The sequence below is a fragment of the Neoroseomonas terrae genome (assembly GCF_018129025.1).
In the GTDB taxonomy this organism is placed as follows: Bacteria; Pseudomonadota; Alphaproteobacteria; order Acetobacterales; family Acetobacteraceae; genus Neoroseomonas; species Neoroseomonas terrae.
This window is the reverse complement of the sequence record NZ_JAAEDI010000007.1, coordinates 1-21,319: the sequence shown is the minus strand read 5'-3', so window position 1 is coordinate 21,319 and position 21,319 is coordinate 1. Positions and strand designations below refer to the sequence as shown.

The 21,319-nt window shown below is 69.9% G+C and carries 32 protein-coding genes; 10 read left to right on the top strand and 22 right to left on the bottom strand.

What is annotated here, in order from left to right; translation table 11 throughout:
* Positions 1–6: 6 nt before the first annotated feature.
* The 4 genes from dprA to GXW78_RS07785 form a co-directional block, all read right to left on the bottom strand.
* Positions 7–1,110 (bottom strand): DNA-processing protein DprA, encoded by a 1,104-nt coding sequence (gene dprA / locus GXW78_RS07800; protein WP_211867611.1) that lies wholly within the window; start codon positions 1,108–1,110, stop codon positions 7–9.
* A 503-nt stretch (positions 1,111–1,613) separates the two neighbouring features.
* Positions 1,614–2,498 carry an FkbM family methyltransferase gene (locus GXW78_RS07795; RefSeq protein WP_211867609.1) on the bottom strand — a complete coding sequence of 295 codons (885 nt, stop codon included), beginning with the start codon at positions 2,496–2,498 and terminating at the stop codon, positions 1,614–1,616.
* A gap of 390 nt (positions 2,499–2,888) precedes the next feature.
* The gene (gene plsY, locus GXW78_RS07790; protein ID WP_211867607.1) at positions 2,889–3,485 is read right to left on the bottom strand and encodes a glycerol-3-phosphate 1-O-acyltransferase PlsY; all 597 of its coding nucleotides are present in this window, start codon (positions 3,483–3,485) and stop codon (positions 2,889–2,891) included.
* Positions 3,482–4,759 (bottom strand): dihydroorotase, encoded by a 1,278-nt coding sequence (locus GXW78_RS07785; RefSeq protein ID WP_211867605.1) that lies wholly within the window; start codon positions 4,757–4,759, stop codon positions 3,482–3,484. Before GXW78_RS07785 ends, plsY begins: the two co-directional genes overlap by 4 nt.
* Before the next feature lie 121 nt (positions 4,760–4,880).
* On the opposite strand from GXW78_RS07785, the gene GXW78_RS07780 reads away from it, so the two are divergent.
* Positions 4,881–5,366 carry a hypothetical protein gene (locus GXW78_RS07780; protein WP_211867603.1) on the top strand — a complete coding sequence of 162 codons (486 nt, stop codon included), beginning with the start codon at positions 4,881–4,883 and terminating at the stop codon, positions 5,364–5,366.
* Between the two features lie 2 nt (positions 5,367–5,368).
* On the top strand, positions 5,369–5,818 hold the full coding sequence (locus tag GXW78_RS07775; protein WP_211867601.1) for a DUF421 domain-containing protein: 450 nt from the start codon (positions 5,369–5,371) through the stop codon (positions 5,816–5,818).
* On the opposite strand, the gene GXW78_RS07770 is transcribed toward GXW78_RS07775, so the two are convergent.
* The 5 genes from GXW78_RS07770 to GXW78_RS07750 all read right to left on the bottom strand — a co-directional run bounded on the left by GXW78_RS07770 (position 5,819) and on the right by GXW78_RS07750 (position 9,717).
* Positions 5,819–7,042 (bottom strand): NAD(P)/FAD-dependent oxidoreductase, encoded by a 1,224-nt coding sequence (locus GXW78_RS07770; RefSeq protein WP_211867599.1) that lies wholly within the window; start codon positions 7,040–7,042, stop codon positions 5,819–5,821.
* Positions 7,043–7,105: 63 nt separating this feature from the next.
* The gene (locus tag GXW78_RS07765) at positions 7,106–7,564 is read right to left on the bottom strand and encodes a GNAT family N-acetyltransferase (RefSeq protein WP_211867597.1); all 459 of its coding nucleotides are present in this window, start codon (positions 7,562–7,564) and stop codon (positions 7,106–7,108) included.
* Complete coding sequence (locus GXW78_RS07760) at positions 7,561–8,496, bottom strand: aspartate carbamoyltransferase catalytic subunit (RefSeq protein ID WP_211867595.1); 936 nt, start codon at positions 8,494–8,496, stop codon at positions 7,561–7,563. The genes GXW78_RS07765 and GXW78_RS07760 overlap by 4 nt, the downstream gene beginning before the upstream one ends.
* 605 nt (positions 8,497–9,101) lie before the next feature.
* On the bottom strand, positions 9,102–9,356 hold the full coding sequence (locus GXW78_RS07755; protein ID WP_211867594.1) for a helix-turn-helix transcriptional regulator: 255 nt from the start codon (positions 9,354–9,356) through the stop codon (positions 9,102–9,104).
* Complete coding sequence (locus GXW78_RS07750; RefSeq protein WP_211867593.1) at positions 9,349–9,717, bottom strand: DUF4326 domain-containing protein; 369 nt, start codon at positions 9,715–9,717, stop codon at positions 9,349–9,351. The genes GXW78_RS07755 and GXW78_RS07750 overlap by 8 nt, the downstream gene beginning before the upstream one ends.
* A gap of 80 nt (positions 9,718–9,797) precedes the next feature.
* Between GXW78_RS07750 and GXW78_RS07745 the strand changes: the two genes are divergently transcribed.
* Positions 9,798–10,070: a hypothetical protein gene (locus tag GXW78_RS07745; protein WP_211867592.1), complete on the top strand. Its 273-nt coding sequence runs from the start codon at positions 9,798–9,800 to the stop codon at positions 10,068–10,070.
* A gap of 4 nt (positions 10,071–10,074) precedes the next feature.
* Here GXW78_RS07745 and GXW78_RS07740 read toward each other — a convergent pair whose 3' ends face one another.
* From GXW78_RS07740 to GXW78_RS07695, 12 genes are all read right to left on the bottom strand, one after another.
* On the bottom strand, positions 10,075–10,386 hold the full coding sequence (locus tag GXW78_RS07740; protein ID WP_211867591.1) for a hypothetical protein: 312 nt from the start codon (positions 10,384–10,386) through the stop codon (positions 10,075–10,077).
* Positions 10,379–11,515: a phage Gp37/Gp68 family protein gene (locus GXW78_RS07735; protein ID WP_246521962.1), complete on the bottom strand. Its 1,137-nt coding sequence runs from the start codon at positions 11,513–11,515 to the stop codon at positions 10,379–10,381. The genes GXW78_RS07740 and GXW78_RS07735 overlap by 8 nt, the downstream gene beginning before the upstream one ends.
* On the bottom strand, positions 11,496–11,630 hold the full coding sequence (locus GXW78_RS28245) for a hypothetical protein (RefSeq protein WP_272876807.1): 135 nt from the start codon (positions 11,628–11,630) through the stop codon (positions 11,496–11,498). The genes GXW78_RS07735 and GXW78_RS28245 overlap by 20 nt, the downstream gene beginning before the upstream one ends.
* Positions 11,627–12,274, bottom strand: a complete 648-nt coding sequence (locus GXW78_RS07730; RefSeq protein WP_211867590.1) for a hypothetical protein — start codon at positions 12,272–12,274, stop codon at positions 11,627–11,629. Before GXW78_RS07730 ends, GXW78_RS28245 begins: the two co-directional genes overlap by 4 nt.
* Positions 12,271–14,244 (bottom strand): ParB/RepB/Spo0J family partition protein, encoded by a 1,974-nt coding sequence (locus GXW78_RS07725; RefSeq protein WP_211867589.1) that lies wholly within the window; start codon positions 14,242–14,244, stop codon positions 12,271–12,273. Before GXW78_RS07725 ends, GXW78_RS07730 begins: the two co-directional genes overlap by 4 nt.
* Entirely contained in the window at positions 14,241–14,747 is a 507-nt protein-coding gene (locus tag GXW78_RS07720; RefSeq protein WP_211867587.1) for a hypothetical protein, read from the bottom strand. Before GXW78_RS07720 ends, GXW78_RS07725 begins: the two co-directional genes overlap by 4 nt.
* The gene (locus GXW78_RS07715; protein ID WP_211867585.1) at positions 14,744–15,577 is read right to left on the bottom strand and encodes a GP88 family protein; all 834 of its coding nucleotides are present in this window, start codon (positions 15,575–15,577) and stop codon (positions 14,744–14,746) included. The genes GXW78_RS07720 and GXW78_RS07715 overlap by 4 nt, the downstream gene beginning before the upstream one ends.
* Positions 15,574–17,112 carry a hypothetical protein gene (locus GXW78_RS07710; protein ID WP_211867583.1) on the bottom strand — a complete coding sequence of 513 codons (1,539 nt, stop codon included), beginning with the start codon at positions 17,110–17,112 and terminating at the stop codon, positions 15,574–15,576. Before GXW78_RS07710 ends, GXW78_RS07715 begins: the two co-directional genes overlap by 4 nt.
* On the bottom strand, positions 17,109–17,231 hold the full coding sequence (locus tag GXW78_RS28240) for a hypothetical protein (RefSeq protein ID WP_272876806.1): 123 nt from the start codon (positions 17,229–17,231) through the stop codon (positions 17,109–17,111). The genes GXW78_RS07710 and GXW78_RS28240 overlap by 4 nt, the downstream gene beginning before the upstream one ends.
* A complete protein-coding gene (locus GXW78_RS07705) occupies positions 17,228–17,365 on the bottom strand; it encodes a hypothetical protein (RefSeq protein ID WP_211867581.1) in 138 nt (45 codons plus the stop codon). The genes GXW78_RS28240 and GXW78_RS07705 overlap by 4 nt, the downstream gene beginning before the upstream one ends.
* Positions 17,362–17,787 carry a hypothetical protein gene (locus GXW78_RS07700; protein WP_211867579.1) on the bottom strand — a complete coding sequence of 142 codons (426 nt, stop codon included), beginning with the start codon at positions 17,785–17,787 and terminating at the stop codon, positions 17,362–17,364. The genes GXW78_RS07705 and GXW78_RS07700 overlap by 4 nt, the downstream gene beginning before the upstream one ends.
* A gap of 86 nt (positions 17,788–17,873) precedes the next feature.
* The gene (locus GXW78_RS07695; protein WP_211867577.1) at positions 17,874–18,239 is read right to left on the bottom strand and encodes a helix-turn-helix transcriptional regulator; all 366 of its coding nucleotides are present in this window, start codon (positions 18,237–18,239) and stop codon (positions 17,874–17,876) included.
* Between the two features lie 94 nt (positions 18,240–18,333).
* Here GXW78_RS07695 and GXW78_RS07690 point away from each other — a divergent pair, with 94 nt between their 5' ends.
* Positions 18,334–18,552 carry a helix-turn-helix domain-containing protein gene (locus GXW78_RS07690; RefSeq protein ID WP_211867575.1) on the top strand — a complete coding sequence of 73 codons (219 nt, stop codon included), beginning with the start codon at positions 18,334–18,336 and terminating at the stop codon, positions 18,550–18,552.
* On the opposite strand, the gene GXW78_RS07685 is transcribed toward GXW78_RS07690, so the two are convergent.
* A complete protein-coding gene (locus GXW78_RS07685; RefSeq protein WP_211867573.1) occupies positions 18,549–19,109 on the bottom strand; it encodes a hypothetical protein in 561 nt (186 codons plus the stop codon). The two genes, GXW78_RS07690 and GXW78_RS07685, sit on opposite strands and share 4 nt — an antisense overlap.
* Positions 19,110–19,260: 151 nt before the next feature.
* On the opposite strand from GXW78_RS07685, the gene GXW78_RS07680 reads away from it, so the two are divergent.
* The 6 genes from GXW78_RS07680 to GXW78_RS07655 form a co-directional block, all read left to right on the top strand.
* A complete protein-coding gene (locus tag GXW78_RS07680) occupies positions 19,261–19,713 on the top strand; it encodes a hypothetical protein (protein WP_211867571.1) in 453 nt (150 codons plus the stop codon).
* A 32-nt stretch (positions 19,714–19,745) separates the two neighbouring features.
* Positions 19,746–20,045: a hypothetical protein gene (locus GXW78_RS07675; protein ID WP_211867569.1), complete on the top strand. Its 300-nt coding sequence runs from the start codon at positions 19,746–19,748 to the stop codon at positions 20,043–20,045.
* Positions 20,042–20,245: a hypothetical protein gene (locus GXW78_RS07670; RefSeq protein ID WP_211867567.1), complete on the top strand. Its 204-nt coding sequence runs from the start codon at positions 20,042–20,044 to the stop codon at positions 20,243–20,245. The genes GXW78_RS07675 and GXW78_RS07670 overlap by 4 nt, the downstream gene beginning before the upstream one ends.
* On the top strand, positions 20,242–20,487 hold the full coding sequence (locus GXW78_RS07665) for a hypothetical protein (RefSeq protein ID WP_211867565.1): 246 nt from the start codon (positions 20,242–20,244) through the stop codon (positions 20,485–20,487). The genes GXW78_RS07670 and GXW78_RS07665 overlap by 4 nt, the downstream gene beginning before the upstream one ends.
* 79 nt (positions 20,488–20,566) lie before the next feature.
* Positions 20,567–20,872 carry a hypothetical protein gene (locus tag GXW78_RS07660; protein ID WP_211867563.1) on the top strand — a complete coding sequence of 102 codons (306 nt, stop codon included), beginning with the start codon at positions 20,567–20,569 and terminating at the stop codon, positions 20,870–20,872.
* On the top strand, positions 20,869–21,319 hold a 451-nt coding region (locus GXW78_RS07655), incomplete at its 3' end, for a CHC2 zinc finger domain-containing protein (RefSeq protein WP_338147705.1). The genes GXW78_RS07660 and GXW78_RS07655, both read left to right, overlap by 4 nt.

Here is a 21,319-nt window from a genome sequence, read left to right as displayed (position 1 = left end):
TCGGATTCACCCGTTCGGACTACGCATGACGCGGTGGCCGGGAAGTAGTTCCACCCGGCCGTCGAGCTCCAGCTCCGTCAGGATCGCCTGGAGTTCCGGGGGCGTCAGGTGGCAGCGCCGCAGCACCTCGTCAACCGATACCGGTGACATACCAATTAAATCAAGGATCTGTGCGGTACCTTCCGGCGGCGGCCCCAGCCCGTCCGGCTCGTCCTCCCCGCCTTCGGCCGGTCCGTCCGTCATCCGCGCCGGGTCGAACAACGGTCCCTGTCGCGGCTGTTCCGGCAGGTGGTCCAGCACATCCTCGGCCGTCTCGACCAGATGCGCGCCCTGCCGGATCAGGTCGTTCGACCCCCGGCATCGCGGGTCCAGCGGGCTGCCCGGCACGGCGAACACCTCCCGCCCATGCTCCAGCCCAAGCCGTGCGGTGATCAGCGTGCCGGACCGATGCGCCGCTTCGACCACCACGATCCCCAGCGACAGGCCGGAGACGATCCGGTTACGCCGCGGGAAATGCCGGTTCTGCGGCGCCGTGCCGAGCGGACTTTCCGCCACGACCGCCCCGCGCTCGGCAATCCGCGCGAGCAGCTTGGCATTCTCCGGCGGATAGGCGACGTCGATCCCACCCGGCAGCACCGCGACCGTCCCCCCCGCCCGCAACGCGCCCTCATGCGCTGCCGTATCGATGCCGCGGGCAAGGCCGGAGACGATGGTCAGCCCCTTGCCCGCCAGCGCTTCCGCCAGCTCCTCCGCGATGCGCCGCCCGGCGGAAGACGCATTCCGCGCGCCCACCACCGCCACCGCCGGCGCGGCCAGCAGCGACGCATCGCCCATCACCGCCAGCACCGGCGGCGCATCGGGCAGCAGCGCCAGCAGCGGCGGGTAATGCGGGTCGTCCAGGAAGACGAACCGGCCGCCCAGCTTCGCCAGCGCTGCCATTTCCCGCTTCGCCTCGGTTTCCGACGGGAGCTGCCAGCGCGGGTTGAGGCCCGGCACGGCGTCGATCGCCGCCTGGGGCGATGGATGCCGGGCGAGCAGGCGGCGGAAGGTGAGGGGGCCGATACCGTCGGTGCGGGCAAGGCGAAGACGGGCGAGGGTCACGGGCAGCATCGGGGGCGCCGCCCCCGAGCCGACTCCCATGTCGGATGCGGGCATCTGCCATGGGCCCCCAGGCCCGCCAGGATAACCGTGTCACCCCGGAGCCCGCCGGGACTTGGTGCGATGTTTGGAAGCATGGCAGCACCCTAGAACGATATTCAACTTATTGGCGATCCAGGGGCGCGCCTGTCGAGTATAAGCGCGCCGGCTCTCACGCCGTGACGACCGCACCGACTGCCGCGACCCGTCGAACCGGCCATCATGCATGACCGCGCCAGGAGGCGAGCGGCCCCTTCGAGCAGCAGGTCCGGCGCGCGCGGCCGTTCCGGACCGTCATGGCTCAACGCGCCTCCATGCTTGCCTCGGCGGTCGTAGCGACCTGTCCGGGCCTGCCCATCGACAGACGCGTCAGGCGCATCGGGATGCGAGACATTCATGCTGCTCATGCCGACAAGAGCCACTGCTCTGGCAAAGACACGTAGCAACGGCCGACCCGATACACGCGGCCCTGCTTCTCAGAACTGCTCCCCCAGCACCGCAAACGCTGGCGCCGCCGCCAAGCGATCCTGGATGAACCCCCGGTCGCGCAGATAGATCGTGTTCGGCGCCCCCCACGACGCGCGCTCCGTCAGGGCGCGCTTCGCCGGATCATAGTCGAACGGCCTGAACCCTGACCCGCGCAACAGTCCGTCCAGCGCCTCGATGGCATCGCCATACCGCCCGAGATGCCCGGCCGTCTCGACGATGATCGCGCGCAGACCCGCATCCGCCAGCAAGCGGCGCGCGCCGAGCAGAATGCGGTGCTCGTAGCCTTCCGTATCGATCTTCAGCAGCAGCGGCACCCGGTTTGCGAAGACCTCATCCACCGTGGCGAGGACCACCGGCGCCGCATCGTCGGCATCGCCCTCGACCAGCACCCGGTTCGTCGTGCCGCGTCCCGTCGAGACGCGCCGCTCAGCCGCCGCTTCGCCCAGCGCCGTCGAAACCACGCGCACCCGATCGGCGAGATCGTTCAGCCGGATGTTGTCATGCAGCGCCGGCAGCGTCGCGATGGCGGGCTCGACCGCAACGACATCCGCCTGCGCCACACCCGCCGCGAGAACCGTATAGACGCCGACATTCGCGCCCACATCGCCCATCATGTCGCCTGGCCGTAGCAGATGAAGCGTGAACCCCATCTCGGCGAGGTCGGTAAGCCCGACATAGAGGCAGGAAGTGGCCGAGGAAAGGCCGGGTCGCACCAGCAGTCGAGTCGGCGGCACGAAGGGCAGGACGGCGGGCATGCCGGTCAGCCGACTGCCCAGTTGCCAGCCCAGAACCCGCAGCGCCGTGCGCCCGGGCCGCCGGCCGGCCAGCGGGTGGGAGAGAAGGAAGCGGATCAGCTTGAACAGGGTTCGCACGCAGGATGCCGGGGGTAGGGGCGCGGATGAAACGCCAGGACGGCCGGTTCATCAACCAAGGATAGAAATTCTCCCGCATCTTGCGCGGCGTCAAAGTTCTCTATATGTTCCTATTTCCCGCTCTTTCCACCTGTCGATCATTTTTATGGCCCGCGCCACCGTTGCGCGTCGGCCCTGCTGCCTCCCGTAAGCATTCCGGACCACAGGTGTGGTCGGGCGACCCCTTGCCGGTGAGCAGAGCCGTGTCGTTAGCCACGCTGGGTCCGAGTTCGATGCAGCCGGGATCCGCCGGGGCTCCCCCGCGCCGTGGGTCCCAAAACGAACCCCTCAATCGGGGAATTTGTCCGAAACCGGTCCGCGGAATAAAGGCCTAAAGTCGTAAAGTACCTTTTATTTCTCGCCGATCCGCGGCTCCGTCCCCGCCAGAAGCCGCCGGATGTTCCCTTCGTGCTTCCAGAACACCAGCGCGCCGACCAGCAGGGCAAGCAGCCCGTACTCCGCCCCATACAGCAGCAACGCCAGCACCGGCGCTGCCGCACAGGCGGTCAAGGATGCGGCGGAGGACCTCTTCGCCACCTTCGCGACCACCAGCCAGATGGCGCAGCAGGCCACGCCCACCATCCACATGGCGGCGAGATACACACCGAGGGCCGTGGCAACGCCCTTGCCGCCGCGGAACCCCAGCCAGACCGGGAACAGGTGGCCGAGCACCGCGGCGGTGCCGCTCGCGAGGTCCTGGTCCGGCGCCAGCCACCGCAGCAGCAGCACGGCGACGGCGCCCTTCGCGCCATCCAGCAGCAGCGTCGCGGCAGCAATGCCCTTGTTGCCCGTCCGCAGCACATTGGTCGCGCCGATATTGCCCGACCCGATGGCGCGAATGTCACCGAGGCCGGCGGCGCGGGTCAGGATCAGCCCGAAGGGCACCGACCCAATCAGATACCCGACCACCAGCGCGACAGCGAAGCCGATCGACGGGTCGGTGATCATGCCCCAAACACCCGCCGCCCGGCCTTCCAGGTGCCCAGCACGCGACCTTCCAGCCCTCGCCCGTCGAAGGGCGAGTTCTGCGCCTTGCCGGGCAGTTTCCCGGCCTCGACCTTCCAGCCCCGGTCGGGGTGGAACAGCACCAGGTCGGCCGGCGCGCCCTTCGCGAGCCTCCCGCAGTCGAGCCCCAGCAGCACCGCCGGTCGGTGCGTCAGCAGCCCGATCGCGGTCAGCATCGTCAGGTCCTCGCCATGCACCCGCGCCAGCGTCACGCCGAGCAGCGTGGCCAGACCCGCCCCGCCGGCCTCGGCCTGGGCGAAGGGCAGGCGCTTGTCATCCGCGTCGCGCGGCTGGTGGTCGGAGGCCACGGCATCAATGGTGCCGTCCGTCAGCGCCGCCACCACGGCCTGCCGGTCCGCCTCCGTCCGCAGCGGCGGCGACAGCTTCGCATAGGTCCGGTAATCGCCGATCGCCGTCTCGTTCAGGTCGAAATAGGGTGGCGCCGTATCGGCCGTGACGCGCAGCCCTTCGACCTTCGCCGCGCGGATCAGTTCCAGCGCCGCAGCCGTCGACACATGGGCGAAATGCACATGCCCGCCGGTGATGCGCGCCAGGGCGATGTCGCGCGCGACCATCATCGCCTCCGCCGCCGACGGGATGCCCGGTAGACCAAGCCGGGTCGCGAGTTCGCCCTCCGTTGCCGCGCCGCCGGTGGCCAGCGTCGGCTCCTCCGGATGCTGAACCACGAAGGCACCGAAGGCCCGGGCGTAGGACAAGGCGAGGCGCATCGTCCGCGCATTGCCGATCGCGCGCGCACCGTCGGTGAAGGCTATCGCGCCGGCCTCCCGCAACAGGCCCAGCTCCGCCAGTTCCTTGCCCGCGCAGCCCACCGTCGCGGCGCCGTAAGGCAACAGGGAGACCGAGCCCGTCACCTCGCCGCGCCGGATCACGAAGGACAACAGCGCCGGGTCGTCCAGCGCCGGATCGGTATCCGGCAGGACGCATAGCGTGGTGATGCCGCCCGCCGCAGCGGCCGCGGCGGCCGATGCGATGGTCTCCCGATGCTCCGCGCCAGGCTCGCCGAGATTGGCGCGCAGGTCGACGAGCCCCGGCGCCAGGCAGGCGCCGCCGGCATCGAGCGTCTCGGCATCCTCCGATGCGGTCAGGCCGGCGCCGAGATCGGCGATCGCGCCGCCCCGCACCAGCAGCGCGCCCGGCCCGTCGAGGCCGGTTGCAGGGTCGATCAGTCGGGCATTGGTGATCAGAAGGTCGCGCATCGGGGGCGAGTTATAGACCGCCCGGCGAGTCCCGCCATGGCCCGCCGGGCAACCCGCCACACCGCGCCGCGTTCCATGTGGCCGAGATCGCCGCATTCGGCCGCTCCGGGGGGAAATCGCCGTGCCACCGCAATCCAGCCTCGACGAATTCCGTCATCTGGTCGGCGAGGATCCGGCCTTCCAGCGGCGGATCTGGACCATGCAGCGTATCGGCTGGGCCCTGATGGGCGGGCTGGTGTTGGCGGGGGCGGCCGGCGCGCTGGGGGACGGGCCGTTCAGTCGGGGTGAGAGCGCTTCGCCTGACGGGGCGCTGCGGGTCAGCCACGACGCCGTCACCCGGCAGGACAGCGCGACGCGATGGACGATCACCCTGCCGCCCGGCGCGCGGCAGGTGACGCTGACCTCCGACGCGCTGCCCTGGCTGGAGGTGCTGAACATCGAGCCGGCCCCGGACGGGCAGGCACGCCGCGGCCAGGCGCTGACGCTGCATCTGCAGGACAGCAGCGTGGCCGTGCTGACCGTCCAGCCGCAGCGGCCGGGCATCGCCGACGTGAGCGTCGCGGCCGGCGGCGCAGCGGCAAGCTTCCGTACCCTGGTCCTGCCCTGACGATGGAAACCGTCTTCAAGGCCATCGCGCTCTACGTCGCGCTGCTGATCCTGTTCCGCATCACCGGACGGCGGTCGCTGCAACAGACCACCACCTTCGATCTCGTGCTGCTGCTGGTGATCGGTGAGGCCGCGCAGCCCGCCCTGATCGGCAATGACAACTCACTGACGACGGCCGTGCTGGCGGTCGCGACGCTGCTGTCGATCGACGTCGCCCTGTCCTTGCTGAAGCGGAAAGCCGGCCGGCTGGAGCGTCTGCTGGAAGGCCAGCCGACCATCATCGTGATGCGCGGCACGCCGCTGCCCGACCAGCTCCGGCGCGCACGGATCGACGCGGCCGACGTGCTCCAGGCTGCCCGCGAGCGCCAGGGCATCCTGCGAATGGAGGATATCGGCCTCGCGGTGCTGGAGGCGAACGGCTCCATCTCCATCATCCCGGCCGAGCGGCTGTGATCAGTCGAGGCCGAAGATGTCCCTGTCGGGGTCTGACAGGCCGAGCAGCCAGCGCTGGAACATCTGCGCGGCGATGACGCTGAAGGTCGTGCCGTTGCCGCCATAGCCGAGGACCGCGAAGCAACGCGGCGCTCCCAGCACCGGCCCGATGGCTGGCAGGCTGGTCGCACTCGCGCCGAAGCAGCCGGTCCAGGCGAAATCGGCGCGGTCATCGACCTCCGGCAACAGGCGGCCGAGCTTGCGGCGCAGCGTCTCGATCTTGCGGGGGATCAGCGCGTCGCGGCTGTCCTCGTCGACAAAATCCTCGTCCTCGCCACCGATGAGGATGCGATGGTCGAGCGTGGTGCGCAGGTAGAGGTAGGGATCGGCCGCTTCCCAGATCAGGCAATGGGTGGGCCAGAGCCGGCGCCTCTGCGGCCACGTCGCCATCGCCCAGGTCGATATCACGCGATAGCCGCGCGGCTTCAGCATCCTCGGCAACTCATAGCCGGTGGCGAGCGCGGCGGAATGGGCCCTGATCTCGATGCCACCGTGGAGGGTGAGCGTGACCGAGCGCTGCGTCGGCGAGATGTCCTGCACATCGGCGGGGGAAAGCAGCACGGCGCCGCGCTCGCGTGCCGAGCGCCACAGGCCGCGCGTCAGCTTCACGGGGTCGAGTTCCGCCGCGCCGGCTGACCAGATCGCGCCGCGACGCTCGATGCCTGTCAGGTCGCGTAGCTCATCGCCCGTGACGTAGCGCGAGCGTAGGCCGATGCGCGACCGTGCCGCGGCCTCCTCCTTCAGCCCGGCGGTGTCGAGGATGTTCCCGGGGAGGTAGGCCGTATGGCGCTCGCGAAAGCCGCAGCGTAGGCCGAGATCGGCGATGCGCCCCCGCAATACGTCGAGTGCGGCGGCGGAACGCCACCAGGCGCGCGCGGCACGTTCGGCGCCGACGCGCTCAGTGAGCTGGATCAGCGGCATGTCGAGCTCGAACTGCAGCAGCGCCGTGCTGGCTGCGGTCGAGCCGAGGCCGAAGCCGCGACGGTCGATGGCCACGACCTGCCGGCCGGCGTTCAGGGCTGCGTCGGCCAGCAACGCGCCGGAGATGCCGCCTCCGATGATGACGACATCGGCGGTGAGACTTTCGCGCGGCATCGCGCCCAGGCCGCTGCGGTCGCCATCGGGCAGCCAGATAGGAACGCCGGTCCGCAGGTCATGCAGTTTCGTTGCCGAACCGGCGGGCAATGGCTTTCTCCCCTGACGCCTGCAGGGAAGAACGCGGCGCGTCGGGAGATGTTGCGGCGGATGTCACTCCGGCGCGTCGAGCGCCTTCGCCATGAAGACGCGCGCGAAGCCGGACTGCTCGGCGCGGTGCGTCTCGACGTAGCCGAGCCTGTTGTAGAGGATGACGTTGCTCGTCATCTTCTCATGAGTATAGAGCCAGAGGCGCGCGTGGCCGCGGCGGCGGGCCTCGGCTTCAGCGAGGGCCATGAGCGTGCGGCCGAGGCCGATGCCTTGTGCTTCCGGCGCCACGGCGACGTTGTCGATCAGCAGTCCGTCCGGGGTGTCCTCAAGGATGATGGCGCCGAGCAGGCCGCCGGCGCCATCGACAACCCATGCCTCGCCGGCGGCGATCCGGGCGGTGTAATCGTCGGTCATCGGGCCTGGTTGGCGGCCGATGATGGCGACCCAGGGCGTATATGCCGCAAGCACCAGGTCGCGCAGCGCGGCGGCGTCGCCCGGCGTCGCGCGGCGCGGCGCCTTCACCTGTTCCGCGGCAGCCGCCGCGCCAGGATGTCGAGCACCGCCATTCGGCAGGCCACACCCATCTCAACCTGCTCGCCGATCACGCTGCGGGTCGGGTGGTCGGCGATGGCGCTGTCGATCTCGACGCCGCGATTCATCGGGCCGGGGTGCATGACGATCGAATCCGGCTTGGCGACGGCGAGCTTGTCGGCATCCAGGCCGTAGAAGCGGAAGAACTCGCGGGCCGAGGGGACCAGCCCGCCGACCATGCGTTCGCGCTGCAGGCGCAGCATCATCACGACGTCGGCGCCGGCCAGGCCGGCCTTCATGTCGGTGAAGACCTCGACGCCAAGCCGCGCCGCATCGGCCGGGATCAGGGTGGGCGGACCGACGATGCGCACGCGGCTGCCCATCGTGGTCAGCAGGTGGATGTTCGACCGCGCGACGCGGGAATGGGTGATGTCGCCGCAGATGGCGACGACCAGCCCCTCCAGCCGACCCTTGTGGCGGCGGATGGTCAGGGCGTCGAGCAGCGCCTGGGTCGGGTGTTCATGCGTGCCGTCGCCGGCATTGATCACCGCGGCATCGACCTTCTGAGACAGCAGCGCCGGCGCGCCCGATTGCGCGTGGCGGATCACCAGAAGGTCGCATTGCATGGCGTTGAGGGTGGAGGCGGTGTCGAGCAGCGTCTCCCCCTTGTTCACCGAGGAGGTGCTGACGGACATGTTGATCACGTCGGCGCCCAGGCGCTTGCCCGCCAGCTCGAAACTGGTGCGGGTGCGGGTCGAATCCTCGAAGAACAGGTTGATCAGCGTGCGACCCTTGAGCAGGTCGCGCTGGGTCTTCCCGCTGCGGTTGAGCAGGGCATAGGATTCGGCGAGGTCGAGCAGATCCGCGATGTGCGGCGGCTCGAGCCCCTCGATGGCGAGCAGGTGCTTGGACGGGTACGACACGGGCCGGACCTTAGGGCGGCAGGGAGGATTCGGCCAGCGCCCCGGCGGTGTGAAGCGGTTGGCACGCAACCCGACGCTCCGGGCGTGGGATCGGAGAAACACGCGAGGGCATGGTTCTCCGAGGAAGAATCACTCCGCAATCTGCAGGCGGTCCGGCGTCGCGAACGAGGCCGAGTCCAGCGTATCAAGTTGTGTGCGATGCTGGGGAAAAGGAGGATCTACCAAGGCGCTGGCCCTCGGCGCACGGGACAGCGGCGCCGCGATGGGGTCACGATCCGCCGTTTGAATTATTGTACGCCTCTCGGGGGAGGTTAACCGCACCGGATTGTACGCTACACGCAGCCGCCGTCAGCGGCAGCAGGAGGAGGACGACGAGCCATAGATGCCGCGACGATCTGGTTGGATGTGCCATCCTGAGGAAACCAGGGACGCCGGCAAAGGTTCGGCCGATCACATGATTGCGTCTGGTGCGGGCGAGCGCCGGCGGAACTTCTTGTTCGGCGGGAAAGCGAAGACGGGGGCGCAAGCCCCACGCCTACAAATGCCGCGAACACAACACGCTAAGAGTGGCCTCTGGCTCCCCGAGTAGGAGGCCCTATTTCGGGCTAGTGCGTTGATTTTATGTGATCAGAGATCGGGTCTTCGCCCTCGATACCCACTTCAATACCCGCCTTTGGGCAGGCCTGCATCCAAGCGTCGAGCTCCGATTCCAGCCAGCGCACAGCCTTCTCCCCGACGCGGCGGGCGGCGGGAAAGCGGCCGTCTGCCATCATGCGATAGATGTTGCTGTGACCGAGGCCGACCTTTTGCTTCACCTCGGCCAGAGCCAGGAATCGATCTGTGAGGGGACGGTCAGGCATCGGGGGCCTCGGCATTGGCGATCGTGATCAGAAGGTCGGCGTGGCAGGGCAGGTGTTCCGGGCACCAGCAGCAGAGCGGCTTGCCGCGGAGGTCGGCCCGGATGGCCGCGGCCGTCAGGTCGGGGTGCTGGGCCAGCCATGCGCGGTAGTGCGCGACGGCCATGGAGTGCGCCTCGGCGGCGGTGCGGGCCGGCTCGATGGTGCTGGTGCGCGTGTCGGTGCAGCACCAGCCGACGCCGTCGACCAGTTCGGCCTTCCACGGGTTGCCCCACGCGCTGGGGCGGCCGACGTATACGGCGCCGGCCGGCATGCGCCAGCCTTTCTCGCGGCGGCGCTGGATGCGGTGTGGGCCGCCGTTCATAGCCGAGCCTCGCGACAAGTTGTGGCCCTGTGAGCACACGCAACTGTAAAGTGCGCCGACAAGAAGAACGGAGGCGCACCATGCCAGCCTTCATCGAAGTGCTGCCGGTCGGCCCGGATGGGCGGCTGTTCCAGATCTGCGACGGGGAGCGGTACGGCTACGTGGAGACCGATGGAATTGCGGAGCGGTGGCAGCGCGGCCGCGACGTGATCTGCCGCCACCCATCCGTCATCGCCTACATCGGACACTGGCTGAGCACGGACGGCGTTCTGGTCGGCAGCCAGCATGCGCCGAGGCTGAGCTGGGACGATATTTGCCTTCATGTGCCGGAGGCGCGGGGCGTCTTGCACTGACAGGTCAGGCATGACCGACCTCGCCATCCCGGGGGCGGCCGTCCTCATGAACCGGATGGTCGAGGCCGCGGACGGCGCCGCGCAGGTACGCGACCAGCATTTCCTCGACCAGGTGCATCCGTTCGGGAAGCACGCCGATCCGCCCAAGCTCGCCCACCGCACGGGCCCCGCCACATGCGACGAGCGCGATGGGTTCGTTCGACCCGTGCTTCCTGACGGCCTTCAGCGCCAGCTGGGTGAGGGCCTTCCGGGCCGCCGTGTCGGCGCGATTCCCGATGGCGTCCCACTCCTGCTCGGAGATGGGGAGGTCAGCCACTCGGCACCTCCCGCCACTCGCGGCCGTCGAGGGTTGCGCCGGCGGCCTTCTTGCCGACGCGCTCCACCCACCAGCATCCGGCGCGGACGTGCGGTTGCCATTCCTGCCCGTCATAGAAGTGCCCGTCGCGATACATCACGCCGAGCTGCGGGAAGTCCCGCATGAAGTCCTCGATGCCGCCGACTTCGTCGAGGTCTACGGCTTCAGGGTCGGTGCCCGGACCAAACTCGCGCTCTGCGGCGATCTTAGACCAGGTTGGATCCTCGCCGGGGTAGACCGGCCGGGCGCCGTGGTATTCCCCCCACTGCTTGAAGAAGAACGGCACGCCGGCGGCCTGGCACTGGTCGCGCAGGCTGCGGAACCAGTCGGGGTGCGATGGCCGCGCCTTCGGACCGCTCTCGCCGCCGGCGATGACCCAGTGAATCCGGCTCCAGTCTGCTGCTACCAACGGGCCGCACCGGTGCTGCCCGCGCAGGGCGTCGAGCCGCAGCAGCGGCCTCTCCTCATTGCATAGATGGCTCGGAAGCGCAGTCAGATCGACAGGCCCCAGCAGCGGCTCGCACGACAGGAACCGCTGCACCGCCGGCAGGGACAGCAGATGCGGGATGCGCCGATCGGCCTCCGCCTGATTCTCCACCGTCGTGCCGAGCCACACGTTCTCGGGCGCGCGGCCGTGCAGCCAACCGGCGAGCCACTCGATCAGATCGCCTCGCTCGGTGCCTTCGCTGAGGCGCTTGAGCGCCACCTCGAAGCGACGACGGATCAACTGCGGCCGTTTCGTCAGCAGTAACCAGTCGAGGTGTTGAGTGGTGCGGATGACGTCGAGCAATTCGACCGTCCATGCGATCGACACCGTGTTGTCAAACACATCAGCAAGGCTGGCGCAGAAGACGCGATACCGCCGGCCTTCCCGCTGCGCCTTGCGATTCCACGCGAGGGGCCGGCGCCAGGTGCTCTCCGCCGTACGGCGGCGCTCGGCATGCGGCCCCCACTGCACGCCGAGCCGCGCTGTCGCCAGCGTCTCCGCATAGCAGTTGTCACAGGCCGGCGAGACCTTCGTGCAGCCGATCCACGGGTTGAAGGTGTGGTCAGCCCATTCGATCAGGGTGTCAGCGCCCACGGGGGTCATCCCTCCGATCGAGCCAGCGCGCGAGCTCGGCGAGGAAGTCGCCGACGGCGCGCGCGATGATCCAGAGCGCACCGGCGATACCGAGGACGATCAGGACGGCGAACATGGGTGTCATGCTGCGATCCGCTCGGCTTCGCGCTTGAGGTACCGACACCACGCTGCCGCCGCCTCCTCGCCGTCCGTCGCTGTGACATCGGCAAAGTCGTCGGCCAGGCCGGCCTTCTTGACCCACTCCGGCACGATAATCCGCTTGCGCCTGACGATGACGAAACCAGCGTCGGGGCCGTGAATCGGGGCGCGGATGGCGGCCCGGATGCGAAAGGATTGCCGCCATCGTTCGATGTGTGCTGCCTTCTCGGCGTCCGTCAGCGAAGCCCACCGCTTCCGGGACCGCTCTCTCGTCACGGCCTTCTCGGCGTCCGTCAGCGAAGCCCACCGCTTCCGGGACCGCTCTCCCGTCACGGCCTTTTCCGCGGCGGTCATCGCCGCCCACCTTTTCTTGCCCCGCTGGCGGGCGGCTTCGCGTGCCTCCGGCGTGCCGCAGGTCGCGCGGCTCTTGCGTGACAGCAATTCCCGCACTGCCGGATCGCTGAGCCAGCGCTTCTGGCCCTCCCGCCGCTTCTTCTGAACGCCGGGCTTGTGTATCGCAGCATTGCGCGCCGCGTTGATCCTTGCCCGATACTCGGGGTCCTGCCACCGCGCCTTCTGGGCGGCGGATATCTGCCGGCGCTGCTCCTCTGACAGGGGCTTCGTCGTCATGTCGCCGCCTCGCTCCCGGCCCAGCACTTCTCCGCCGCCTTGCAGTCCTCCGGCTCCTCGCAGTCCCGGCAGCAGGCGAACCCACTCTCCGTCGCAGCCCATTCCGCAAGGCGCTGCGCGGCGAAGGCGCTGCCCGGCAGCGCCAGGCCCTCGACATTCCCGACCAGGCGCTCGCGCAGCGCCTTGCTGCTGCCGCCGACTGGCATGCCGGCGGCGCGTGCCGCGTCGCGCAGCGTGTCGCCATTGGCGGTCGCCAGGATTTCCTCCGTGTCGAGCCGCGGCATGTCGCGATGCGCCGCGATCGCGATGCCGATCCACTCCGCAGCCGCGCCGCTGGTGTTGCCGTAGGCGCCGGTCGGGGCGCAGACGATCATGCGCGCGGCGGCCTCGGACGCGATCATCATGATCTCGCTGAGGGCCAGCGGCTGCGGCGTGCCGTCCTCCTGCACCAGGCGCGCCACCAGGTCGCGGAAATCCGTGCGGCGGTACTTGGTCGCCGGGTCGCCGTGCACCGTGACGTTGTCGCCCGCGATCGCCAGCACCAGCGTCATCAGGATCTCGCCCATGGCGTTGTCCCGCCGGTCGCGCAGAGCGCAGCGGATAGCCGTGGTCTTCGCCCCCGCGACCAGGATGCGGCCCTTCTCGGTCAGCGGGCCGCGACCCTTCGGGGGCGCCGCCGGCGCTGCTTCGAAGGGCGCTGGTTCGTCCTCTCCGGGGTGGGCTAGTTCCTGGCCCTCGTCACCGGATTCGTCCACTGCACCGCCGGATGCCAGCTCCGGCCTGGGCTCCGGGGTGGACGAGTTTTCCCCCGCATCGGACTTTGGGGCCGCCCCGACCTTCTGCGCCGGCGGCAGGGCGTAGATCTCCAGGATCTCGCCCGCGCGCGGGCCCATCGGGATCACCGCCGCATAGCGCTCGGCGCCGACGGCCTTCTGCTCGAAGGTGCGGGTCCAGCCGGCAGGCAGGCGCGGGCCGCCGGTGCGGTTATCCCACTCCGCCATGTGCAGCTTCTTCGCCCGAAGCGCCCGCGCGCGCAGCGCCTCCAGCTGGTGCTCGAGGAAGCCCTTGACGTCGCGGGTGGTGATCGCGTCCTTCGCGCCAGGCTGCGCGAACAGATCCTCCTCCCACACCAGGCCGCTGGCCTCGGCGTCGAACAGCGCGCGGGACTGCGGGATGCGATCGACCCGGCAGGCAGCCTGCATGGCATGCCAGCGGGGCACGCGCTTCGTCTTGCTGACCTGGCTCCAGTGGTCGGGGTCCTTCAGCGCCGCTTCCTGGACCTCGATGGGCGCGGCCGCGATGACGGCCAGCTCCTCCTCCTTCGGCATCTCGCTCTGTTCGATCGCGGCGAGCATGTCGGGGTGCAGCCGACCGAGCTTGTCGAGCTGCTTTGCGAGACGCAGCGGCGTGCCGAGGGCGAGGGCGGCGCCGTCGAGCGTCCAGCCCTTCTCCTGCAGGTGCACCAGCGCGCGCCACTGGTCGACCGGCGCCAGCGCGGCGCGCTGGAGGTTGGCGGCGACGCCGGCGGCGAGGCTGGTGCGCTCATCCGATTCCACCGCGATGGCGCGGATGGTGCCGAGTCCGACGGCGCGCGCGGCGGTGACGCGGCGATGCCCGTCCACCACCTGGTGCAGCCGCGCCTCCCCATCCCAGCGGACCAGGATGGGCTGCAGCACGCCCATGACGCGGATGCTCTCGATCAGGCCGGCGTCTTCCGCGGCGGCGGCGGGGGTGCGGCGCTGCTGGTACGGGCCGTTCATGCCGAGCTCGTCGAGCGCGAGCATGAGCAGCGCGGCGGCGGGAAGGGTGGCGTTCACCGGGGGCGGGCCTTTCTTGCGGGGTTGCGACGCCTTGAGCGGGGCGGGGTTCGACGCCTTCGGGGCCGCAGCGCGGCGCTTCGCGGCAGGCTTCTTCGCCGGCGGCTTCTTCGCGGGCTTGGCCTTCGCCTTCGCCTTGGCGAGCGTCTTCACGGCGTGCCGGGCTGCTGCGCGACGAAGCGACGATTGGCCGCGTCGAAGACGAAGGGATCGCCATCCGACCACTCGAAGTATTCGATCTCGTGGTCGCCGATTTCGTGCTGCAGGGAGCAGTTCTCGACGAGTGCAGCGACGTCCCCGTCGACTGTCTCGTGGTCGCCCGGGATCCACACCGACGTCGCCTCGGGCGGCATCTCGCGATCAACGGACCAGGTGCCGTCCTGGTTCACCGTGAGCACCGCCGTGCCCCAGTTCCGGGTGAACATGAAAACCACGACGTCACCATCGCGGAGGAGGCGCGGGTTGCCGAACGACGTCGTGTCTTCGCCTCCCTCGGGCGTCCGATCACCCAGCGGGCCGTCGTGGCAGCCGGCGAGCATCGGCGCGCCATCGGCCGCCAGAACGATCCATGCGTCAGGCGTCGCGCGGGGTGGCGGTGTGATCTCGTCGACCCAGTCCGCCGGCACCCAAGTCTTCTCCGGATCGTCGGGGGTCATGCCGATGCTCCCTGCTGATCAATGGTGGTGGGCGCCACGGCCCGGTGAGGACGGGGCGGCCGCCCGCGCCCGCGCATGCCGTGCCCGATGAAGACGATGCGCGTCGCGTCCATCGCCGGATGCCAGCACAGTCCGCAGGTCGCGCAGGCAGCGGTGCGGTGCGTCTGGGCCGGGCAGACCAGGCCCTCGGGCACCCATGCATCCTCCGGCTGGCGCCAGATCGTTGTTGCCGCCAGCGCGTGGTCGCCGGTGCCGTCACCGCTGAAGCGGATGCGCCAGCGCGTGGGGTGCGCGGCATTCAACGCCGCGATCGCACGACCGATCTCGCTGTCGCGCCGCCATGCGGTGTAGCCGAAAGCCCGCAGCGCCGGCATCGCGTCCATCCAGCGTGCCCAGGCCGCGACATAGCCGGCGCTCCAGAAGTCGCCGAGCACATGCAGCCGCACCACGATTCCATCTGGCGAGGCGCGTAGATGCGCGACGATCTCGCGCTCCAGGCGCTGCACCAGCGCCGGCCCGTGGGCATGCCGCCGCGCGAAGGGCATGGCGTTGCCATAGCATTCGCGCCACAGGCCGCAGCTGGTGGGGCAGGTCGCGCGCTCCTCCAGCGTCAGCGTGAAGATCGGCAGGCCGCGCCACGGGCCCTTCAGCACCCGCCTCCCGATCTTCGCGCTGTTGTGCCCGGACACCAGCACGCGCGGCGACTTCGCAGGCGCGACGACGGTCGAGGGGAACACGGTCCGCGCCCCGGCGATCGCGGGGTGACCGCTCGGCAGCGCGGCGGCGCTGCGGTCCGCATGCGGCGCGATGCTGGCGAAGCGCGCGATCATGCCGCCGTGTCCTCGCCGCCTGCGGCCGCGGCGAAAGGGGGGCTGGCCTGCGCCGCCTCCGTTGCGGCCTTCAGAGACGCTGCGATCTTGCGCACCTGGTCGATCGACAGGCGCGAGAGGCGAGCGACGTAGGATTCGTCGTAACCCTCGCCGAGCAGACCCCGCGCCGTGGTTACCTCGCGCGATTCCTTCAGCCCGTTGTCCTCGGGGTCCAGCGACTTCGGATCGAAGCTGCGCGATGCCTCGGCCGCATTCGGTGCGGGCAGCGGCGTCTCCGGCTTGCGCCAGGCCTGCTTCATGCGCGGTTCGGCCTGCGGCGGCGCGACGGCCGGCGCATCGGTCGATCGCGTGGGCATCGTCACCGGGCGCTGCGTCGAAAGGCCGAGCTTCTTGGCGTGGCCGTAGAGCGCATTGCTGGTGACCAGCGGCTTGCCCGGCAGCGCGTTCCAGCGACGGAAGATCTCCGACACGCTGCAGGACGGATCCACCCAAAGTGTCCGCAGCAGTGACAGGCGCTCATCGGTGGCGGAACTGCTAGCGGCGGGGGCTGACCGCGCCGCCGCGTCAGCGAGCGACTTCGGCAGGAGCTCCGCCGCGGGGGGCGTCACCGGGGGGGCATTGTCGGGCTCGGCCGCAACAGGGGTTGCCCCCTCCGCCGTGGCCGCGGACGGAGGGGGCGAAGGCGCCGCCGATTCAGGGGTCGGCGGCGCCTCCTCGGCCGGTGCGGATGCCAGGGAGGCAGTCGGCTCCGCGGTAGTGTCGGCCGAAGGCAGGGGATTGGATGGCGCCTCGACATGCGCGTCGGCGTCGGGGGGCGCCAGGTGCAGGCCGGTCGCGAAGCCGCGCGCGTCGGCCTCCGTGGCGAAGGTCCGCCATTCGGCCTCGCCACTGAGGGTGATGCCTTCATCCTCGATGTCGTCGCAGACGGGGATCAGCAGCGCCCAACGCACTGCCGGCGCGATGATGTCGTGCACCTGGTACGGCGTCAGCAGCGCAGCATCCGGCAGCAGCTGATCGAGGGTGGCATAGGCGAGGTCGCCCGTCGGCAGCGCCCAGCGTTCGGGCGCGAACGCCGGCGCCGGCGCTTCCACGGCTGCCGGGGCCGCGGCCGCGGCGCAGGCAGCCTGAAACTGCGCCTCGGCCGCCGCCGTCTCCGCGATCAGCTCCGGCCGGCAGCGGTCGCAGATCGGCTCGCCGCTGTTGCAGCTCTGGATGCAGGTGTGGTGATAGACCACGCCGCACATGCGGCATGCCTCGTGATCGTCAACGAAGCGCACCGCGTCCCGCAGATCGTTGGCCGAAGGCGTGTCGCCGGCGACGCCGGCTTCGAACGCGGCGCGCACCTGCTCGGCGAGCGACACCGGCGTGACGGGCGCCCGCGCCGCCGCGTCCTCCTCCGGCAGCAAGGCGACCAGCAGGTCGATCCCCCCGGTGAGGTAATCCGCAGGCTGCTCGCGGCCGGGATCGGCCGCGCGGTCGCGCAGTCCGGCGAGGGCCGCGCGCAGGCCTGCGGCGGTGATGGTCACGGCGTTCACGGCCAGATCTCCATGATCTGCAGGACGAGGACGAGTTGCTGGACGCCGGCGATGATCAGCACCCAGAGCGCGAGGCCGGCGACGCAGAGCTCGAGCCACGGTATGGGGGGCCGGTTCATGCGCCGCACACCGCGACGCCGGCGAACAGCAGCACGCCGAAGATCGCGATCAGGCAGGCGGCGCCGACGATGTCCTGCGTCCAGGCGAGCCAGGTCCGCGCCGGGCGCGACATGGCATGCGGGTGGCGGGTCATCGGCCGGGCACTCCCGCCGCGGTGGCGAGGCCGGCCGCGGCGGCGCACACGCGCATCGCATCGTCCCGCTCGCGCGCCGAGGCGGGCAGGCGGGGCGGGTGCGGAAAGCGCGGGGCGGCATCGCGGAGGATGGCGGCGAAGGCCGTCCACTTCTCCCCTTCGAACGACCCCGTCGGGAACAGCAGTCGCAGTTCCTCGACGCCATTGTCGGCGGCTTCAGCCCAGATCAGCAGGTGGTCGGTGGTGAGGCCGGGGGCGTTCAGCAGGCTGCGCGCGAGACCCGAGAGACCCATCGGCAGGTCTTCGATGCGGGCGAAGAGCTCGGCGATGGTCGGGGGCCCGGGCGGTGACCCGGCGGGTGCTGAATAGCCCAGGCCGCGGCCATCGAACGGGCCGGCGGAATGGGCGGGGATGTCCGGCATGCGCATCGCCTCCGTCGCGTGACGGGGGCAAATTGCCGCAGCCGAAATTCTTTAGTCAACCGAAATTTCGTATGCGGAAACCCGCGCTAGATTTCGTCCGTTCTCGCTGGCGCCAACTGGTCGGCGATGTTCTCCAGAGCCTTCAGTTGTTCGTCGCTAAGTCGCGCAACGATCTCGCTCAACTTTTGATAGCGCGCCGCTCTCTCGCGATATTCCGGGCCTCCCAGTGCCTCCTCCGGCCGCGCTCCCAGTAGCCCGGCAATCGCCATAAACGTAGGCACAGACATTGTTTGTTTCCCGGATAACCACTTGGACACGGTAGGTTCCGAGACATTTAATTGTTCCGCAATATACTTCTGGTTGTGCTTCGAGCGTTTCATCCACGCGCGCAGAGGCGCGGCGAACCGGTGGTTGCGCTCGATTTCCTCAGCACTGAGTGACTTATCTGCCATGCGCAAGGGATGCGACGGGTGCAACGAACTTGGAATGCAGGCAGCCGAAAGAGTTGCTTGACCCGAAACTTTCGGTAGCGTTAAGTCTGCGCGCATGAACGGCTTTCGTCAGCAGCTTCGGGACAAAGGCATCCGTCAGGCGGACATCGCCGCACGCCTCGGCGTATCCGAGGCGACGGTGAGTAAGTGGCTGGCCCGAAAGCAGGCCGTTCCGGTGTCGGCGGTGCTGCCGCTCGCCGATATCCTCGGCGTGGAGCCATCCAAGCTGTTGGCGGCGCTCAGCGATGGGCCGCCCGCCGCGAAGGTGGCCTAGTGCCCGTTCGCCTTGAGCCACTCCTCCGCTCGCGCCTTGGCCTGGGTCTCGGTCAACTCGAGGCCGCGAGCCGCCGCTTGCTGCATCTCGACGAACATCCGGGTGCCGAGCGTGAACCCGTGCTGATCCGGCAGGCTGCGGGCAAGGTAGGCCGGGACTTCGATCTGGCCCGCCGACGGGTGCGCGTAGCGTTGCGGCGACGTCGGGGTGCTGGCAGCGACGGCGCCGTCGGCCGGTGCCCGCCGCTCGACCTGCTGGTTGCGGCCGGCGGTCTCCTGGTTCGCGCGGATGCCGACCAGGGTTGCCAGGATCCCGGAAAGCAGCAGGAACGCCATGCCAGATCCGACGGCGCTCGTACCTGCTGCGAGCAGGACCAGCCGGTTCGGCGGTGCGTCGCACGGGGCAAGGCGGCGGCCGAGCGCCCGTTCGGCTTCGCACCGGGCGATCTCGGCATAGTTCGGATCGCCGCCGGCCAGGAAGCCGATGGCGATGCTCGCCGCACCGCAGACGATGCAGATCCAGCCGATCAGGCGGCCGAAGCCAACCGTATTGTCCATCCACCCCTCCCCAACAACGGGACAAGCATCGCGCATCTGCGCGCGGTGAGGGAAGCGGTCGCGTGGGCGTGATCATCTCTGCCGGCACCCTGCCGGCCCCCGTTCTTCACCGCACCGTGAACCCGTCACGCCGGAGGTCCGCCGCATGCGGATGATGCAGCCTGTCGACATCGCCGCGCTGAAAACCGCGACGCGCCTGCTGGTCCAGGACGTCGGCGACCTGGCCGCGGCCGCCAGCGCCACGCGCGTGAGCGGCGCCCACATCGCCCGCGCCTATGACCGGCAGTTCGATACGACGCTCGCACCGATCGACGTCATCGCGGATCTCGAGCGCGTCGGCGGCACCCCGCGCGTCACGGCGGAACTCGCCCGCCTGCAGGGGCACCGCCTCGTCTCCCTGGTCGCGGCGCAGGGGCGCATGGGCCGCAGCGTGGCGCAGGTGCTGGCCGGCGCGTCGGACGTCGGCGCCGCCTATGCCCGCGCGACGGAGGATGGGCGCGTCACCGCTGCCGAGCGCGCCGCGATCATCACGGAACTCGCCGAGCTCGCCGCCGCGGTCGAAGCCGCGCTCGGCGTGCTGGTCACCGCCAACGAAACCGAGTGACGGCAGGCAGAGCGGGAAGGGGGGGGAAGATCATGATGGTACCGGTGCCGCCGGAACTCGGCGCGATTGGCGACACGCCGGAGGATGCCTCCCGCCTGTCCGACATTGCCGACCACGTCTTCGCCGTGCTGAAGCACCGCGCGCTGACGCCGGCGGAACAGGTGCTGATCCTGACGGAGGCGGCCATCTCCATCGTCGCCGTGCATGTGCCGGATCCGCAGCGCGCGCTGGCATTCATGGCGTGCCTGACGGGCAGCTCGCTGTCCATCGCCAGGACCATCGCGCGCGAGAAGTCGGCGCTGTTGGATATGCCGGCGGCGGGGCGGGCATGAGCTACGAATACATCCGCCGCGCCTATGGGGTGCCGGCGCAGGTGGGAATGCGGGTGAAGGTGGATGGCAGGCCCGGTGTCCTGATCCAGCACACCAGCCACCAGCACTATCTGCGCGTGCGATTCGACGGCGCAGCGCACGATGTGAACGCGCACCCGACCTGGCGCGTGGAGTACCAGCCGCCGGAGCGTCGGGCATGACACTCGCCTGGCGCCCCGACGCCCATGGCTGGCGCGCCTTCTGCGGCGAGGAACAGCAGGGCATCGTCCGCGTCGTTCCCTACCGCGGCCAGTGGGCCTGGATAGTCGACATGCTGCCCGGCGATATCGAGCCGCAGCTCGTCGGGCGGGCCACTTTCGCCGACGTCGAGGACGCGAAGGCCGAAGCCCAGCGTCAGGTGAAGGAATGGCCGACGCCGATCGAAGGCGCGCGCCGCGTATGACCGAGGGGCAAGCGATTCTCCTCACTGCCATTGCCTGCCTCGCCGTGGTGGCCGGCGGTGTCCTTCGCGGGCTCGCATCATGAGTGCGGCCGTTGCGCAGTCCGCCGCCGAGACCGACGCGGACCGCGCCGTCGAGGGGTGGCGCTACGGGCATCGCGCCGCGCTGTTTGCCCTGCGCCAAGCGCAGCACGAAGCGACGAACAACCCGGCCCGCACCGCGCTGTCGGATGCGATCATGCGGGTAGACGCGATCGAGCGCCCGCCTGTCCTGGTCATCCTCTCGCGCGCTGAGCGCCTCGAGGCCGCGATCCGCGCCGCGCTCGCGCTGAACGACGCGGAGCTCGGGCCTGAGGCGGTCGCCGTCCTGAAGGACGCGCTGCGGTGAACGCGTCGGGCACCAAGGCGGGCCGCGTGCCGGAAGCCTTCCTCGAGGAGATCCGCCACGCGCTGCCGATCGAACAGGTCGTCTCGCGCCACGTCGCGCTGAAGCGTCGCGGCCAGTGGCTGTCGGGCCTCTGCCCGTTCCACCAGGAAAAGTCGCCGTCGTTCGCGGTGCACCCGGCGCGGCGGAACTTCCACTGCTTTGGCTGCGGCGCGCATGGTGACGTCGTCGGCTTCGTCATGCGGCACGATGGCTGCACCTTCCCCGAGGCCGTGGCGCGCTGCGCCGCCGAATGCGGTTTGTCGAACGACCTCGATGCCGCGAAGGCTTCCGCCCCCTGGGCCCGCCGGCCCCGCACCGCCGCGTCGCCCGACATGGAGCGGCAGCGGGATGCGGAAAAGCGCAGCCGCGCGGCCTGGGACATCTGGGATCGCGCGCGGCCGGCGGGGG